General features: G+C 70.2%; 15 protein-coding genes. 4 read left to right on the top strand and 11 right to left on the bottom strand.

Annotation, left to right across the window (positions count from 1 at the left end; genetic code table 11):
• Positions 1-6 precede the first annotated feature (6 nt).
• Positions 7-900, bottom strand: coding sequence for a transketolase family protein (locus BMY61_RS05120; RefSeq protein WP_042443601.1), 894 nt, complete (start codon positions 898-900; stop codon positions 7-9).
• 36 nt (positions 901-936) lie between these two features.
• Positions 937-1,656, bottom strand: coding sequence for a thiamine pyrophosphate-dependent enzyme (locus tag BMY61_RS05125; RefSeq protein WP_042443602.1), 720 nt, complete (start codon positions 1,654-1,656; stop codon positions 937-939).
• 295 nt (positions 1,657-1,951) lie between these two features.
• Here BMY61_RS05125 and BMY61_RS05130 point away from each other — a divergent pair, with 295 nt between their 5' ends.
• Complete coding sequence (locus BMY61_RS05130; protein WP_042443605.1) at positions 1,952-2,299, top strand: hypothetical protein; 348 nt, start codon at positions 1,952-1,954, stop codon at positions 2,297-2,299.
• A gap of 146 nt (positions 2,300-2,445) precedes the next feature.
• On the opposite strand, the gene BMY61_RS05135 is transcribed toward BMY61_RS05130, so the two are convergent.
• A complete protein-coding gene (locus BMY61_RS05135; RefSeq protein ID WP_042443607.1) occupies positions 2,446-3,210 on the bottom strand; it encodes a hypothetical protein in 765 nt (254 codons plus the stop codon).
• 92 nt (positions 3,211-3,302) lie between these two features.
• Here BMY61_RS05135 and soxR point away from each other — a divergent pair, with 92 nt between their 5' ends.
• On the top strand, positions 3,303-3,782 hold the full coding sequence (soxR, locus tag BMY61_RS05140; RefSeq protein WP_042443610.1) for a redox-sensitive transcriptional activator SoxR: 480 nt from the start codon (positions 3,303-3,305) through the stop codon (positions 3,780-3,782).
• A gap of 5 nt (positions 3,783-3,787) precedes the next feature.
• Here soxR and BMY61_RS05145 read toward each other — a convergent pair whose 3' ends face one another.
• The gene (locus tag BMY61_RS05145; RefSeq protein WP_042443612.1) at positions 3,788-4,564 is read right to left on the bottom strand and encodes a PIG-L family deacetylase; all 777 of its coding nucleotides are present in this window, start codon (positions 4,562-4,564) and stop codon (positions 3,788-3,790) included.
• 125 nt (positions 4,565-4,689) lie between these two features.
• Positions 4,690-6,438 (bottom strand): phospholipase D-like domain-containing protein, encoded by a 1,749-nt coding sequence (locus BMY61_RS43960; protein WP_143094168.1) that lies wholly within the window; start codon positions 6,436-6,438, stop codon positions 4,690-4,692.
• Positions 6,439-6,712: 274 nt separating this feature from the next.
• Here BMY61_RS43960 and BMY61_RS05160 point away from each other — a divergent pair, with 274 nt between their 5' ends.
• The gene (locus BMY61_RS05160) at positions 6,713-8,665 is read left to right on the top strand and encodes a glycoside hydrolase family 5 protein (RefSeq protein WP_042443614.1); all 1,953 of its coding nucleotides are present in this window, start codon (positions 6,713-6,715) and stop codon (positions 8,663-8,665) included.
• A 67-nt stretch (positions 8,666-8,732) separates the two neighbouring features.
• Here the strand turns inward: BMY61_RS05160 and BMY61_RS05165 are convergent, their stop codons facing one another.
• The 6 genes from BMY61_RS05165 to BMY61_RS05190 form a co-directional block, all read right to left on the bottom strand.
• Positions 8,733-9,737, bottom strand: a complete 1,005-nt coding sequence (locus tag BMY61_RS05165) for an N-acyl homoserine lactonase family protein (RefSeq protein WP_042443616.1) — start codon at positions 9,735-9,737, stop codon at positions 8,733-8,735.
• 59 nt (positions 9,738-9,796) lie between these two features.
• A complete protein-coding gene (locus tag BMY61_RS05170) occupies positions 9,797-10,522 on the bottom strand; it encodes a DNA alkylation repair protein (protein ID WP_042443618.1) in 726 nt (241 codons plus the stop codon).
• Positions 10,513-11,790, bottom strand: coding sequence for a D-alanyl-D-alanine carboxypeptidase/D-alanyl-D-alanine endopeptidase (dacB, locus tag BMY61_RS05175; RefSeq protein ID WP_042443620.1), 1,278 nt, complete (start codon positions 11,788-11,790; stop codon positions 10,513-10,515). Before dacB ends, BMY61_RS05170 begins: the two co-directional genes overlap by 10 nt.
• 329 nt (positions 11,791-12,119) lie before the next feature.
• Positions 12,120-13,190 (bottom strand): RNA ligase (ATP), encoded by a 1,071-nt coding sequence (locus BMY61_RS05180; RefSeq protein ID WP_042443622.1) that lies wholly within the window; start codon positions 13,188-13,190, stop codon positions 12,120-12,122.
• Positions 13,191-13,326: 136 nt separating this feature from the next.
• The gene (locus BMY61_RS05185) at positions 13,327-14,115 is read right to left on the bottom strand and encodes a COG4705 family protein (protein WP_042443624.1); all 789 of its coding nucleotides are present in this window, start codon (positions 14,113-14,115) and stop codon (positions 13,327-13,329) included.
• 131 nt (positions 14,116-14,246) lie between these two features.
• Positions 14,247-14,882, bottom strand: a complete 636-nt coding sequence (locus BMY61_RS05190; RefSeq protein ID WP_082014785.1) for a SnoaL-like polyketide cyclase — start codon at positions 14,880-14,882, stop codon at positions 14,247-14,249.
• A 362-nt stretch (positions 14,883-15,244) separates the two neighbouring features.
• Between BMY61_RS05190 and BMY61_RS05195 the strand changes: the two genes are divergently transcribed.
• Positions 15,245-15,898: an HAD family hydrolase gene (locus BMY61_RS05195; protein WP_042443628.1), complete on the top strand. Its 654-nt coding sequence runs from the start codon at positions 15,245-15,247 to the stop codon at positions 15,896-15,898.
• The last annotated feature ends 192 nt before the right edge of the window (positions 15,899-16,090 follow it).

Genomic DNA, 16,090 nt, shown 5'->3' on the forward strand with positions numbered 1-16,090 from the left:
CCGCGGTCACGGCTGCGCCCAACCCGTGATCCGCTCGCGCAGCGAGGCGGCGTCCAGGCCGTGCGCGGCGATGTGCTGCTCCATCGTCCCGTAGTGCCGCAGCTCCTCCCGGGAGACGCCGAGGCCGAGCACCCGGTGCGCGCGGTCCGCCAACGTCTCGGCGACGAACGGGGTCGAGGTCCCGGCGAGGTACGGCTCGACGACCACCACGTCGGCCGCAGCCCGGTCGGCGAGCGCGGCGCGCAGCGCCGCCTGGTCGAAGGGTCGGACGGTGGCGGCGTAGAGGACCGTGGCGTCCACGCCCTCCAGGGCGGCGAGCACCTCGTCCAACACCGGACCGACCGCGATGACGACAGGACCGCCCCGCCCCTCGCGCACGGTCAGGAACCGCCCCGGCGTGATCGGCCGGGCTGCGGCGTTGCTCTGCAGCGAGAGCCGCACGTAGACGAGCCCGTCCGCGGCCGCCGCGTCGCGCAGCAGCAGCTCGGCCTCGTCCGGGTGGCCGGGCACGTGCACGGTCCAGCCGGGCAGGGTGTCGAGCAGTGCGACGTCCGCCGGTGACATGTGCGTGCGACCACCGGCCGGCCAGTCGTACGACCCGAGCGCGCTGACCAGCACGGCGCCCGCGCCCTGGTGGCCGAGGTCCAGCTTCACCTGCTCGAAGGGCCGCTCCACGAGAAAGCTGGCGAAGGTGTGGGCGATCGGCCGCATCCCGGCCAGCGCGAGGCCGCCCGTCGCACCGATCAGCAGCTGTTCCCGGATGCCGACGTTTATCACCCGGTCGGGGTGGGCGGCGGCCGCGCCGTCGAAGCCGGAGGCGGAGATGTCGGCGAGGACGACGGCGACGCGCGGGTCCTCGTCGAGCAGGGCGGTGGTGGTGGAGATGAATCGCTCGCGCATGATGGGGTCCGTTCCTTGCTGGTCCGTGGTGGCTGGTCAGTTCTTGGGCTCGACGACGGCGACGACCGCGTGCGGCCGCCCGGGGTGCGGCCGGGTGAACGCCTCGAACAGCGCGCCGTGGTCCCGCCCGTCGACGGTCACGGTGGACCACCCCGCCGTCGCGAAGTGCGAGGCGATGCCCCCGTACCAACCGTGCGTGGCCGACTGGTTGTCGATGACGACCGTGTGCAGCCGCTCCAGCCCGGCCGCCCCGGCGTAGGCGATCGCCTCGTGGTTGCTGCCCTCGTCCAACTCGGCGTCACCGATCAGCACCCACACGGCCGGATCCAGCAACCCCTGCGCCCGCAGCCCGAGCGCGGTGCCGACCCCGAGCGGCAGCCCGTGCCCGAGCGACCCGCTGCCGATCTCGACCCCGGGCACGAGCGTCCGGTCGGGGTGGTGGCCCAGCGGCGAGTCGTATCGGCCGAAGGTGTCCAGGAGCTCGGCGGCGATGAAGCCCTTCGCCGCCAGGACGGCGTAGTAGGCCATCGGACCATGGCCCTTGGAGAGCAGGAAACGGTCCCTCTCCTGATCCTCCGCCGTCTCCGGGGTCACGCGCAGCACCCGGTCGTAGAGCACCCACAGCACGTCGAGCGTCGAACTGGCGGCGGGACCATGCTTCTCGGCGCCGGTCATCCGGCTCATGAGTCCGCCGAGGTGGTGGAACGTCGGGGACGTCGGGTGAAAGGTGACGGCGTCTGCCGTGGTCAGCGTCATGGGATGAGCGTGCAACTTCAAGCGCACTTGAAGTCAAGCGGGCCGATGCGCTGCAAGGACCCGGTCGACTCGGTCTGTCCTCATCGGAGGTCGAGTCCTTGCTGCGGCATCGCGCGACGACCTCGCCCGCTGTGCCGAGTTGCCAGGGCACGCTGATCCGCCGGCGACCACCTGGTCCAACAGTTGTGGCAGGCGATCAAGGTTGTCCGTGTGGCCACGTGGACCAATTGTTTGTCTCGCATGCTTGGCCAGGCAGTCGGTCGGCGCTGCCGGTCCGAGGTGAGATCGTTGCCGCATGGTGGACGTGGATGGGGAAACGGCGGATGGCGGAGCCGAGCACGCTGTCATCGCGCGGTTCCGGCTTGCTCAGGAGGGCTTCGGCGGGGAGGGGGAGCGGTCGGTTGTGCGCGAAGCCCAGGGTCTGCTGAGGGAGGCCATCGAACGAGCTGGTGTCGGCGAGTTCGACGGAAACGAGTTCGGGGGTGGCGACGTCGTCCTGTACGCGTACGGGCCTGATGCCGACGCGCTCTTCGGCGTCATGGAAGCCACGCTGCGAGGACTCCCGCTCCGCCCGGCCCACGTTGTTCTGCGCTACGGGTCCGCAGCTGATCCCTCGGCGGCCGAGGTGCGTGTAGAGCTGTGACCTGTGTGTGAGGCGGTATGCAGACCCGCTCAGGCCGCCTTTGCCGGGATGGTCCGTCCACGCGTGGATCGGTGAACCGGGGGCGATGTGGCGCAATGCCGCGAACTCGGACTCTGTCCAGTTCAGCCACGATCACCGGCCCGCGCCTACGAGGCCGTCGGCCTGGGCCCGCCCGAGCGGACCAGACGTTCGCCGAGGGCGACCAGCGCTTCGGGGTCGACGCGGACCTCCGCGTCCCCCTCGGCGATCGACAGGGTGCCGTCCAGGGAGCTCACGGCTTGGAACGTCCGTTGCTCGAAGTTCTGGAACTCGACGAACGAGCCGGGCGCGCCTTCCAGCAGGCCGAGCTCACGCGTGAGCACGTCGACCGTCGTGAAGCCGAGGGCGGAGCCCATGCTGCCGCCGCGGGTCCGCGCGTTGCTGTAACGCATCTTCACGTACGGGGACGGCCGCCGGGTCAGACTCCCCGGGCGGAGCATCCGCGAGAACCTGGCTGCGGACTCCTGCGCGGTTTCCGTGCCGGAGAACTCGCAACGGAACGCCGGGAAGGCTCCCACCGCGACGCTTGCGAGTTCCGGGTAGGCCTTCGTGCTGTAGCCGTGCACCTCCTGGGCGACCAGACACACGACATCGAAGTCGTAGCCCGGGTGCGAGAACCCGTCGAGCACCACGAGCGACCGTCCGCCCAAGGGGCTCCCTGCCGACCCCCGTGAGCGCGCGAACGCGAACACGGCCGCCAGCAGCGGTTCGTCGAAGCCGTCCAGGACGTTCAGCCGGAAGAGCCACTGCCGACTCGCATCCTGGGCGGCCGCGTAGTGCATCCGGGGCGCAGGCGACCAGACCCACGCGCCCGACAGACCGCGCATCGGTACGACGTCCGGGACACGCTGGATCGTGTCGGCGATACCCAAGAGTGCTCCTCGTGTGCGCCCCCGCAGGCAGGGGCCGATAGGCTGTGGACTTCAAGCGCACTCGAAGTCCAGGAGTCCAGGACCGTGATCCGATGCCCCCGCAGCACGACCGACTGACGATCGGTGAGCTGGCCGCGCGCAGCGGGCTGGCCGCGTCGGCGCTGCGCTACTACGAGGAGCTGGGGCTGATCGCGTCCAGCCGGACCACGGGTGGGCAGCGACGGTACCACCGGGCGATGCTGAGGCGGGTGGCCTTCGTGCGGGCGGCCCAGCGGGTCGGGCTTTCGCTGGACGAGGCCGGGCAGGCACTGGCGCGACTGCCGGAGGACAGGGCCCCCACGGCCGCGCAGTGGGCACCCGTGGCGCGGGCGTGGCAGCGGCGGATCGACGAGCAGATCGCCGAACTGCAGCTGCTGCGGCGCAAGCTCGGCGGTTGCGTCGGCTGCGGGTGTCTGTCCCTCAAGCGCTGCGCCCTCTACAACCCCGACGACACCGCCGCGGATCACGGGCCGGGCGCCCGCTGGCTCCTCGGCGACACGCCCCCGGAGCCCGAGCCCCCGACGACGGCCTGACGCCGTCACGCCTCGTCGGGTTCCGGTCCGAGCGACGCGCCCGGGCCCGTGCGGTGGAGGTAGTACTCCGCGCCGAGGCCGATCTCGCGCAGGCCGGGGTCGGCGAAGACGGCCACGCTCGCGCCGCGCTCGAACTCCGAGGCGTGGCAGCGCAGTGCCGCCCACTTGGTGTCCAGCCAGGGACGGACGTCGACGGTGGCGGCGATGCGGTCGTCCGGGGTGGAGGGCGCGTCCTTCGGGTGGAGCCCCGCGTCGGCCGCCAGGCGGGCCAGCGACTCGGGGACGGTGACCAGCAGGACGGTGGACACCGCCCAGGCCGGGCCCGAGCCCGGCTGCAGGAACGGGACGGCCGCGGCCTCGACCGCCGCCAACGTCGCGCGGTGGACACGGATGTGGTCGATGTGGCCGGAGGCTCCCGCCGGATCGTAGGTGACCACGACGGACGGGCGCAGGGCGCGGATCTGCTCCACCAGGTGGGCCACCACCTCGTCGAACGGCGCCGCGCACAGCGAGCCCGGCCCGGTACCGTCCCGGCCGGAGTCACGGTAGGGCAGCATCACCTTGGAGGCCACGCCGAGCAGCCGCAGGGCGCGCGTCCACTCCTTGGTCCGGGTGCCGGGCGCGGCAGCCGAACCGCCGTCGGCGAGCTCACCGTCGGTGCAGGTGACGACGGCGGTGACGCGGCCCGCGGCGGCCTCGCGGGCGAGCAGGCCGCCGGTCCACAGGGACTCGTCGTCCGGGTGGGCGTGCACGGCCAGCAGGTCGTGGCGCGGCTCCAGCATCGGTGGGTCACTCCCCTCGTCGGTGACGGATCGGCCCACCGTAGCCGACACCCCGAACGGGCGTGGAACGGGCGTGGGCCCCGCGCCGACGGGAGCGGGGCCCACCGGGCTCGGGAGGTACCGCGTCAGGAGGCGTTCAGGGCCGCGTCGTCGACGACGAAGCTGGTCTGGTACTCGCTGTCCTCCGTACCCGTGAACTTCAGGGTGACGGTCTGCCCGGCGTAGCCGGACAGGTCGAAGGTGTGCTGCTGGTAGCCGCTCGCCGCATCCAGGTTGGAGTAGGTCGCCAGGGTGCCGAGCACGGTGCCGGAGGCGTTCAGGACCTGGACCTTCAGGGTGTCGTACGCCGTGGTCGTGCTGGTCTCGGCGGTGTCGACGTGCAGCCAGAAGGAGAAGCTCGCGCTGCACCCGGTGGGGACGGCGACGGACTGGGCGAGGGTGTCGGTGTGAGCGGTGCCGTAGCCGTCCAGCCAGGCGTCCCAGCTGCCGGAGTGGGCGGGCTCGGAGGTGGTGTCGTTGTTGAGCACGCTGGACGAGGTCGTCCACGGGGAGGCGGTGCCGGTCTCGAAGCCGGGGTTGCCCAGCAGCTGGCCGGGGGTGGCGCAGCCGCCGCCGGTGCTCGCGCCGACCGTCCAGGTGAAGGAGGTCGTGCCGGAGGCGCCGGTGGAGTCGGTGGCCGTCACGGTCACCGACGAGGTGCCGGACGCGGTGGGCGTGCCGGAGATCAGGCCGGAGGAGGAGATCGACAGGCCCGCGGGCAGGCCGGTCGCGCTGAAGGTCAGCGCAGCGCCCGCCGAGTCGGACCCGTTGACCTGCACGCTCGCCGCGGTGCCGACGGTGCCGGTCTGGCTGCCGGGACTGGTGACGGTGACCGTGTTGCCGGTGGTCGCGGAGGAGCCGAAGTCGCTGTCGAAGGCCTGCTCCAGGCCGTTCACCACACCGGAGTCGCTGACGATCAGGCCCAGTTCGCGGTTGTGGTTGAGCGAGTTGTCGGAGAAGTTCTCCGAGCCGGCGAAGGCCTTGGCGGTCGCGGTGCCGTAGTCGGCGACGATGGCCTTGGCGTGGATGTAGTAGCCGGTCGAGCTGGTGTAGGTCTTGACCTGGCCGCCCGCGGCGGTCACCTGGTTCAGCTGGGTGGTGTAGCTGTTGTTCTCGTTCTCCGCGACGACGCGCACCGTCACGCCGCGCTGCTCGTCCGCGACGATCGCGTTGACGAGCGCGGTGTCGCCGAACTCCTCCTCCTCGACGTCCAGGCTGTGCTGGGCGCCGTTGACCAGGCCGAGCAGCTGCGTCTGCGAGTCGGTGGGCGACCAGACCAGGTCCGCACCGTCGGAGGGGGTGATCGCGGTGTGCGCGTAGTCCGCGTTGAAGACCGCCTCGATCGCGCTGACGTCCGACGCCGTGGTGTCGAACACCCCGTAGTCGCGGGAGGTCGCGTAGTACGTGGTGTCGAAGTTGCCGGTGCTGACGTAGGACTTGGCGCCGTCGACGGTGATGGTCTTCTGGTGGGTGTAGGTGAACGTCGAGGCGGAGTAGTTGACGCCGACGCCGCCCGCCTGCAGCGCGCTGTAGGCGGCGCTGTTGACGGAGCTGTGGTTGGGGTCGATCAGGACGCGGACGGTGACGCCGGCCTTCTCCCTGGCGACGAGGTCGTTGACCAGCGTGGTGTCGCGCAGCTCGTAGATCGTCACGTCGATCGACCTCGTCGCCGAGTTGACGAAGTTGTAGATCGCGCTCTCGCCCTGGTCCGGCAGTACCACCAGCGAGTAGTTGGTGGTGGCGTGGGCGCTCACGGCACCCGGCAGGACCGCTGCCGTGGCGACCGCGGTGGCGGCCGTGAGGGTCCGGATGAGTCGGCGGCGTACGTCTCTCAAGGCGGGCTCCTGACGCGATGGTTCGGCTGACGATCAGCCAGTGGGGAGGCGCTGCACGGGCGCTGGAGACAGCGTGCAACGCGCGTAGCACCCACAAACTAGGGGTCAGTCGGGTACATGCCAGGGTGAGGGAAATGAAGTGATGTTGAACGACTGGAGGACGGATTGATCATGTTGCTTTCCCTCTGGACTTGTTGAGTTCTGTGCGGCATTGTTACCCGCCGGTATCCCAATTTCGCGCGTGCATGCCACGCGCACCAACAGGGAGTGACGCGTGACAGTCCGTACCGCACTTCGAGCCGGCGCCCTGGTCCGCGCCGCGCTGCTCGCCGCCGCGCTCGTGCTCGCGGGCCTCACCGGAGCGTCGCCGACCCCGGCCCGTGCGGCCTCGCTGCCGAACGCACCCCAGGTACTGACGGGAGCTCAACTCTCGGCCTCCTGGACGGGGCCGCTGAGCACCCGGGGGCGGTACATCGTCGACGCGAACGGCAACCGGTTCAAACTCAAGGCCGGCAACTGGGACGGCGCGCAGGGCCACTACCTCGGCAGCGGCGACGCGACCACGCCCGCGGACAACGAGCACGGCGAGGTCTCCTACAACATCCCGCTCGGCCTGGACCGCACCCCGCTGCCGCAGATCCTCGCCGACCTGCACACGCTCGGCCTCGACGCCATCCGCCTCCCCTTCGCGGACGCGCTGATCCACGACACCAGCACCGTCCCGGACGCGGCCGTCGCCGCCAACCCGCAACTCAAGGGCGACACTCCGCTCCAGGTCTACGACGCGGTCGTGAGCGCGCTCACCGGCGACGGCTTCGCCGTCATCCTCAACAACCACACCACCAGCTACCGCTGGTGCTGCGGCCTGGACGGCAACGAGCGCTGGAACAGCGGACAGACCACCGCGCAGTGGGAGTCCGACTGGCTGTTCATGGTGAACCGCTACAAGGCGAACAAGCGCGTCGTCGGGGCGGACCTGCGCAACGAGGTGCGCCGCGACACCTGGGACGACCCCAACTGGGGCTGGTACGACGACCACGACGAGTACGCCGCCTTCGAGGACGCGGGCAACAAGATCCTCGCCGCCGACCCCGACATGCTGGTCATCATGGAGGGCATCAACTGGTACGGCATCCCGACCGACATCACCTCGCACGGCCGGCCGATGCTGACCCCCGTCGCGAACCTCTCCAACACCCTGATCAACTCGGGCAAGCTCGTCTACTCCGCGCACTTCTACGCCTACACCGGCCCCGCCAACTCCGGTGCCGGCAGCGGCCTCGGCGCCACCAGTGATCCTCGCTACGAGGACTTCACCCCCGCCCAGCTGGCCCAGGTGGTGAACCAGGAGGCCCTGTTCGTCACCCAGTCCGGACAGCACTTCACCGCCCCGGTCTGGGTCAGCGAGTTCGGCGCCGCCGGAATCGGCTCGACCGACACCAAGGAACAGGCCTGGTTCGACAACTTCACCAACATCCTGGCCGCCAACGACACCGACTTCGCCATCTGGCCGCTGATCGGGTACACGGACTCCAGCGGCAACCTCCAGGACAACTGGGCGCTGCTCTCCTACGACGCCAACGGCAACCGCACCGGCCTGGAGGACGGCGGCGACTGGCGCGTCACCGACTGGAACAAGCTCGTCTCCGCGCCGAGCCTGACCGGCCAGGTCGCCCCGGTGAACCACTGGAACATGCTCGACCTCGACCACGCCGACTACGACGTCTCCGCCACGATGTCGGCCCAGCCCGACTGGTCCTCCGGCAACCGCAAGGGCAACTGCCCGGACAGCGAACGGCTGGTGGCGCTGGGCCGCAGTGACAGCCGCGGGCTGTGCACCGATGCGAACCAGCCGTCGAAGTCCGCCGCCGGTTGGACGACGGTGACCGACGAGCGCTACGTCACCGAGGGCGACTGGGCCTCCGGCTACAGCAAGCTCCAGTGCCCCGACAACACCTTCGCCGTCGGCTACAGCGTGCACAGCAACGCCATGGCCGCCCTGCTCTGCGCCCCCTCGGCCACGCCGCTGCCGACGACCGGCCACGACGTCTGGTTCGACCACGGCGACAACCGCCCCTCCAGCGGCGGCTCCACCGCCAGCGACTGGGCCCCCGGCTACTACAAGGGCCAGTGCGCCGACAACGAGTACGTCGCCGGCGTCGCCTACACCTGGAACTGGAACGACGGCGGCGTCCCGGACGCGCTGCTCTGCCGTCCGCTCGGCTGAGCCGGCGGACCGCCCGCTGCACCGGGGAGGACGCGGCATCGGGCCGCGTCCTCCCCGGTGGCCGGGCTCAGCCCGTCACGCGGCCGACGTGGTCCGCGCCCGGGCCTGGGACGAAGCGCGGGATCGCCTCGGGCTGGAGCCTGCCCTCCGCGGTGAAGACCGTCTCCTCGTAGGCCCGGAGCCCGGCCAGCTCCTCGGGGGTGAGGCCACCCTTCGCCAACCCCGGTGCGAGGTGCAGGAACTGGTAGTCGGAGTGGTCGTGGCCAGGGGCCAGGACCAGCTCCGGTAGCCGGCGCCGCAGTTCGGCGATCCGACGGATCGAGGCGTTCTGGTTGGGCACCCAGTCCCCGGCGCCGAAGGCCTGGACGTCGTCGTTGGCCAGGTGGCGCAGCGTGTAGAGCGTGTCGCCGGTGATCAGCAACTGGTAGCCGTCGAGCCGGACCAGGACGCAGAGGTGGCCCGGGGTGTGCCCGGGGGTCGGCAGCAGCTTGACCGTGCCGTCCGCGGTGAGGTCGTGGCTGGCGTCGAAGTTCTCGAACGCACCGGATGCGTAGTCGATGGTGGTGATCTTCCGGGCCGCCTGCAGGGAGGGCTGGTAGACCATCGGGAGGAAGCCGAAGAGCTTCCAGTCCCGGTTCTCCCACTCTCCCCTGCTGATGACCAGTTCCGCATCGGGCAGGTAGGAGAGGCCTCCGATGTGGTCCTCGTGCAGGTGGGTCGCCACGACCTTGCGGACGTCCTCGACACGGTAGCCGAGTCTCGCCAGTGCCGCCGGGAGCTCCTCGTCGCGGGTGAGCTGGTACTCGTCGTCGTCGAACAGGTAGTGGGCGATGCCACGGTAGTAGTCGCCGTGCTCGTGCGTCTGGCGCCAGTTGACACCCGCGTCGACCAGGATCAGCCCCTCCTCCGGGTGGTCGATCAGGTAGGCGTGGATGGGGACGATGATGAAGTGCTTCTTGTCGGTCGCGAAGCGCAGGACCGCCCTCGCGCCCCGCCATCCGTCCAGGCCGCCGTAGAACTGCCCGAACGGAACTTTCGTGGACCCGAGTCTCAGTGCGAACACCTTGATCATGCGGTCAGCCTTGCGGCATCAAAAGCATTGCACAAGTGCTTAGTTGGCGAACTCCGCCATTACCCCAGGTGCTTTGCGGCCTCGCGGATCGAGAGCGGGGAGAGCCGGTTGCCCTCCGCCGCGAGGAACGAGCGGACGGCGTCGGGGTCGGTGGTGGCGTAGGTGCGCAGCGCCCAGCCGATGGCCTTGCGGACGAAGAAGTCACGGTGCCCGGACTGGATCCGGCAGTAGTCGAACAGCCGCTCCGCATCCGTGTCCTGACGATAGGTCAACTGATGCAGCAGCGCCGTCCGGGCGAGCCAGAGGTCGGTGGCGGTGATCCAGCGGTCCATCTCCGCGGTCAGCGTCGGGTCGGCGGCGACGAGGCGGCCGACGACGTGGGCGGCGAGGTGGTCGACCGTGTCCCACCAGGAGCGGGTCACGATCAGGTACGCCGCCACCGGAAGGAACGACGCGTCGCAGACCTTCACGTGGCGGCGCAGGTAGTCGACGGCGAAGTACTGGTACTCGCGTTCCGGCAGCCGCCAGGCCCGCAGCGCGACCGACGCGCAGACGTCCTGGTCCGGCCGCGCCGCACCGCTCAGCACCGTCCGCGACAGCGCCCGACGCCCGGGGGTGGGCAGGCCCAGGAAGGGGAACTGGTCGCGCAGGTAGGCGGCCTGGCGGACCGCCTGGTCCGGGTCGGCTCCGCTCGGGTACACCTCGCGGAGCCGGCGGACGATCTGCTCCCCGGCCGGGCTCGGCGGGCACGGGGGTTCGGTGACGTGCTCCGGATCTACCAGCATCCCTCGACGGTAGTCGCCCACCGGTCGATCAGGTCGCGTGCGGAGGTCGTGTTGAAGCCGCCCTCCTCCAGGAAGGCGAACGCCTTCCACTGGCCGTCCTGCTTGTTCAGCGCCAGCCCGGCCAGGGCGATGGCGCCGGTCAGCGTGCCGGTCTTGGCATCGATCCGCCCGACGGCGCAGTTGGTCGGCGCCGTGGTGAACCGGCCCCAGGAGGGGCCGAGGGTGCCGTCGACACCGGCCACGGGGAAGCCCGCGCGCACGTACTGCAGGACGGAGGAGTAGCGCGGGTTGACGGTCAGCGCCGCCATGTACGCCAGCGCGTGCGCCGTCATCCGGTCCGAGCGGGACAGACCGCTGCCGTCGTAGAGCTGCACACCCGTCAGCGGCACGTGGTAGCGGCTGTTCAGCACGGAGCGCACCGCCGTCGTGGCACCCTTCCAGTCGGCGGACTGCCCGACGGCAAGGGCGGTCAGCCGCGCGAAGCCCTCGGCGTTGTCGTTGACGCTGTCCTTGAGCATCCGCTCCACCTCGGACGCCAGCGAGTCCGAGGTGTGCGACGCGAGCTGCGTGGCGGCACGCGGGGCCTTGGCGCGGCCCAGCACGCCTCCCTGCACGCCGATTCCGTGCGTGCCGAGGCGGGAGCGAAAGACGTTGCCCGCGTACAGGGCGCTGTCGACGTTCTCGTGGCCGAAGACCTGCAGCGCGCTGATGGACGAGACCTCGCCGGGGACGTAGCCGGGCTGCCAGCCCGGGGAGACCGGCTGCACGTGCGGGAAGAGCGAGTCGTCCACGTAGAGGGTCACGCCGGTGAGGTGCCGGGCACGCAGCGCGGTGGCGGTCGCGTCGGCGAGGGCGTTCAGGTCGTCACCGGTCAGGTGCTGGTCGGCGCCGCCGACGAGGTAGAGGGTGTGGCCCTCGAGCAGCGCGCGGGTGCGCTCGGTGTGGTTCGGGCCGAGGACGCTCAGCGCGGCGATCGCGGTGCCGATCTTGGTGGTGGAGGCCGGCATGAGCGCCTCGCCCGCACCCGAGGACCAGACCAGGTGACCGGCGGACGGCCCCGACGCGTCCAGCACCTCACCGGAGGCGAGGCCCGTCAGCGGGTGGAAGCGCAGCCTCAGCTGGTTGTAGATGCGCCCGTCCCCCGCTTCGCCGGCGGCCATGGCCGTGCCGACGCTCAGACTGAACGCGGAGGCGCCGACGAGCGCGACGACGCAGGCGCGGCGCAGGGTGGGTCGGCGCAGGATGGGTCGCAGGATCCGGCGAGGCATGTCTCCCCCAGGCCCGTACGCGCCTCACGCGCCGGGCGGCAGTGGCCCTCGGTGGGCCGTGGTGATGGACGGCTGATCTTCTCCGACAGCCCGCCCGATTCTGACAGCAGGGGCGCGCGGGCGGTAGTTCACCACTCCGGGGCGAATAGGCGGAAACCCACCCGTCTCACGCGTCTCACCTGCAAAAACGCTTCTCCCGGTTTTCTCTCGGCCGACGCTTCCGCGGCTGCGCTCGCCCTCCCGCGGACGGGCGCGGGAGGGCATGGGTGGACGCCGGGAGGACGCGGACAGGCGTGGGAGGACGGGCCGGGCGTCGGCCCGGCCCGCGCTCACTCGAACTCGGTGCCGCCCTTGCGCGTCAGGTACGCCGGGTTGATCACCTTGGCGATGGCGCGGCTACCGCCGAGGGCCACGCTGGCCCGCTCCGTGCGCGGGCGGACCACGACGCCCTCGCGGATGTGCAGGGCCCGCCCGGAGAGCGTCTCGCGGCCCTCCGCCAGCTCGAGCACCTTCTCGTGCGCAAACGGCCCGGTGTACAGCTGCGGCACCAACGGGAGCTCGCCCGCCAGCCACTCCTGCGGGTCCAGCCAGCGGACCACCCCCGTGCCGTCGTCGTAGGAGAGGTCGAAGACCACGAAGCCGGTCTCACCGCGCCGCACGTCCGCGCCGTAGGTGAGGTCCTGGACCCCGTCGCCGAAGACCTCGCCGAAGACACCGACACGGCTCGCGCCGAGCCGCTGCGCCAGACGCTCCGCGACCGCCGGCAGGTCGAAGGCGCGGGCCGCACGCCAGTAGAGGTTCCGCGCGTCCTCGACCAGGGCGAGGTGCGCGGCGCCCACGCCCTTGGAGGAGACCTGGATCCCTCCGTCGGCGGCGTAGTACGTGAACAGGCAGCAACTGCCGTGGACCTTCTCGGTCACCACGACCTCCTCGCCGTCCGCGAAGACGTCGGGATAGCGGCGCAGGTTCTCGATGTCCACCCACGGCAGCAGGTCCGGCGCCGGCTCCGCGTCGCCCGACATGGTGGCGGGCACCGGCGGAACCCACTTGGTGATCCCGAGCGCCGCGGCGAAGTCGGTGCCGTCCGCGTGCGCGGCGGCGAGGTCCGCGACCAGGGCGCCGGGGCGGCAGACGATGCCCTGCGAGAGCTCCCCGCGCAGCCGGATCGCCTTGACCCGGTTCTTCTCCGCCCCCGCGAGGCGTCCGGTCAGCCCCAGTTCGTCGATCAGCCCGGCGGGCAGCACGGCCTGCTCGGGGATGTAGACGGCGTAGTCGCCGGTCCGGTAGATCCCCTTGGCCACGACGGCGCGGAAGAGCCCGACCTGGGCCAGTTCCAGCGCGTCGGCGGCAGGGTGGGGGTGGATCGTCAGCGGCTCTGCGGTGACTCGGAGGCTCGACACAACAACGGCTCCTCGGCCGGATCGGGAGGGGGTGGCGCCCACGTGTCTGCGGGCGGAGCACCAGTCTCCCGATCGGGCGAGGAGCCGTCAGCTGGTTTTTGATCAGTCCGGCGAGCTCGGGTGAGCTCGGGTGGACTCAGGAGGTCGCGACGTCCTTGCGGGTCACGCCCAGGTAGCCGACGAAGCCGGCGATGAGCACGGCCAGCACGAGGCTGACCCAGCCGGTCCCCCAGTTCAGACCGCCGCGGGCGTGCGAGACGCCCATCCAGTCGGCGAACGAGGCACCCAGCGGGCGGGTGACGATGTACGCGAACCAGAACGCGAAGATCGCGTTGAGGCCGAGCTTCCAGTGGGCGATCGTCGGGATGGCGATCAGCACGGCGAAGAGCACGCCGGAGGAGAAGTAGCCGAGCTTCAGCGTGGAGGCCGTCATGTCACCGGTCGCCGTGCCGAGCGCGAAGGTGGTGAGCACCGTCGCCCAGTAGAACAGCTCACGGCGGCGGGTGGTGATGCTGTGGATGGACAGCGTCTTCTCGCTCCGGTACCAGAGCAGGAAGATCGCCACGAGAACGACCGCGAAGAAGCTGGTCGAGACGACATACGGAACGCCGAGCTGCACGTGCAGCACGTCCGCCGCCATGGTGCCGAAGACGCTGACCATGACGACCGCGAACCAGTAGATCGCGGCACTGTAGCGCTTGGCGGTCAGCTGCACGGCGAGCGCGGCCGCCAGCACCAGGCCGGCCACGGGCACGACAAGGAACGGGTTGAACGTCTTGACCAGGAAGTCGGAGGTGGTTTCACCCATACCGGTGGTGAGCACCTTGACGACCCAGAAGAGGACAGTGACTTCCGGAACCTTGCTCAGCGCCTGGCGGGCGGGCGCCTCGCCGTGCCGGGACTGCAGCAGTTGATCTCTCGCCATAGCCGCAGAGCCTTTCACACCGGAATGACGCTCCGGTACCGCGGGGGCTCGTCGCCGAAAATCTCACCGAGTTATGGAATCGCCCATATCGGGGCGAACCGGAACACAAGCCCCCGCTTGCCGCCGGCCGGTCAGCGGGCGACCGGGCATCCGCCCGTGAGACCGCCGAGGAACGCGTTCGGGTCGTAGAAGTGCTCGACCTCCAGCAGCTTCAGGTCGTCGCTGACCTTGGCGATACTCACGCCGAACATCTCGATCAGTCTGCCGTCGGGCTCGTGCCCGGCGTACTCGCCCTCGAAGGCACCCCAGTGCCGCCACTTGAAGGTGACCACCGGCGGAGGCGTGAGAACCTCCAGCACCTCCCAGAAGAATCCGTTCGGGAAGGCGGTGTGGAAGACCTCGTGCGAACCGTCGAAGTCGACCCGCGGGTAGAAGGGGCTGTCGCCGACCAGGATGTTGTAGCTGCCGTTCTCCACGATGTCCTGCGCGGAGGCCCAGGCGCCGCCGTTCACGCGGGTGCGGAAGCGCTCGGCGACCATGGAGACCCAGGTGGCCGGGTCCTTCTTGTGCGAGACCTCCATCTCGAAGACCTGCACGATGCCCTCGACGATCGCCTCCAGCGAGCCGGCCTCGAAGGAGGTGGTGCGCTGGGCGGGCATGATCTCGTGAGAGAAGTGGTAGTCCGGCGCCTCTTCGCGCCAGTCCTGCGCGTCGGCGGCGGCGATCACGGCCTCACGGCCCTGGAGCCAGAGGGGCGTCTCAGTCACTGTGCGCAACCTTTCCTGAAAATAGGCAAGTTGACAGCGCTTCACTTTCGAAAATGATCGAGCCGGATCATTTCGCACACGGGACGTCCACACAAGGGAAGCCGGGCGGCGGCTTACGCTCCGCTTTCGGGCCAGGGCAATCCGTGGTGACCTGCCCCTTTGATGCCGTTGGGTGCAGGCTTGGGCGTTCCCTCACCCGACTGTTCGAGCTCGATCAGCACAGGCTGCGGTCCCCATACGCCGCACGATCTCCTCACACAGCTCATGCATGCGGTCTCGCTGGTCCGGAACGAACATCTACGGCGTCCTGGTCGAGCGTGAGGAGGTCGCCGCAGCTTGAACAGCGGGCCTATCCTGCGGGGATGATCAAGCCCATTGAACTCGTCATATTTGATTGCGACGGCGTGCTCGTCGACAGCGAACGCATCGCCGCTCGCGTCCAGGTCGCCCTCGGAGCCGAGCTGGGCTGGCCGCTGACCGAGGACGAGGTCGTGGACCGGTTCATCGGCCGCTCGCACGCAGCCATCCATGAGCAGGTCGCCGCTCAGCTCGGCCCCGAGACGGCTGCGATCTGGTCAGAGAGATTCGAGCAGCTCCACCGGGAGGCCGTGGACGCCGAGCTTGCCCCGGTCGACGGCTTGCCGGAAGCGCTCGATGCGCTCACGCTGCCCACCTGCGTCGCCTCCAGCGGCTCCCACGACAAGATGAGGCACACTCTGGGCCGCACCGGGCTCTACGAACGCTTCGCCGGCCGCATCTACAGTTCAACCGAAGTCCCTCGCGGCAAGCCCGCCCCAGACCTGTTCCTGCACGCCGCTCAGCAGATGGGCGTCGACCCCGAAGCCTGTGTGGTGGTCGAGGACAGCCAGCCCGGCGTCCACGCCGCCCGTGCCGCCGGCATGCGCGCGTTCGGCTACGCCGGTGGACTCACCCCGGCCGAACGCCTCGAAGGCCGCAACACCACCGTCTTCCACGACATGCGCGAGCTGCCGGCCCTGATCGCCGAGCATTGCTGACGCGCGCCCACATCACCACCGGCCACTGGTCGGCATCGCCATCCGAAGCGGGCCGGAAGTGTCGTCTTCTTCGTGGTCGAACTCGGAGCCGAAGAGGCCATCCGTTTTCGAGGCGTGCCACTCGACGTAGCCCTTCATCGGCCGCGAGTTGGCTCAGGGCGTCCGACATGCCGCACTCCGTGATGGTCACTC

The organism is Streptacidiphilus jiangxiensis, from assembly GCF_900109465.1.
In the GTDB taxonomy this organism is placed as follows: domain Bacteria; phylum Actinomycetota; class Actinomycetes; order Streptomycetales; family Streptomycetaceae; genus Streptacidiphilus; species Streptacidiphilus jiangxiensis.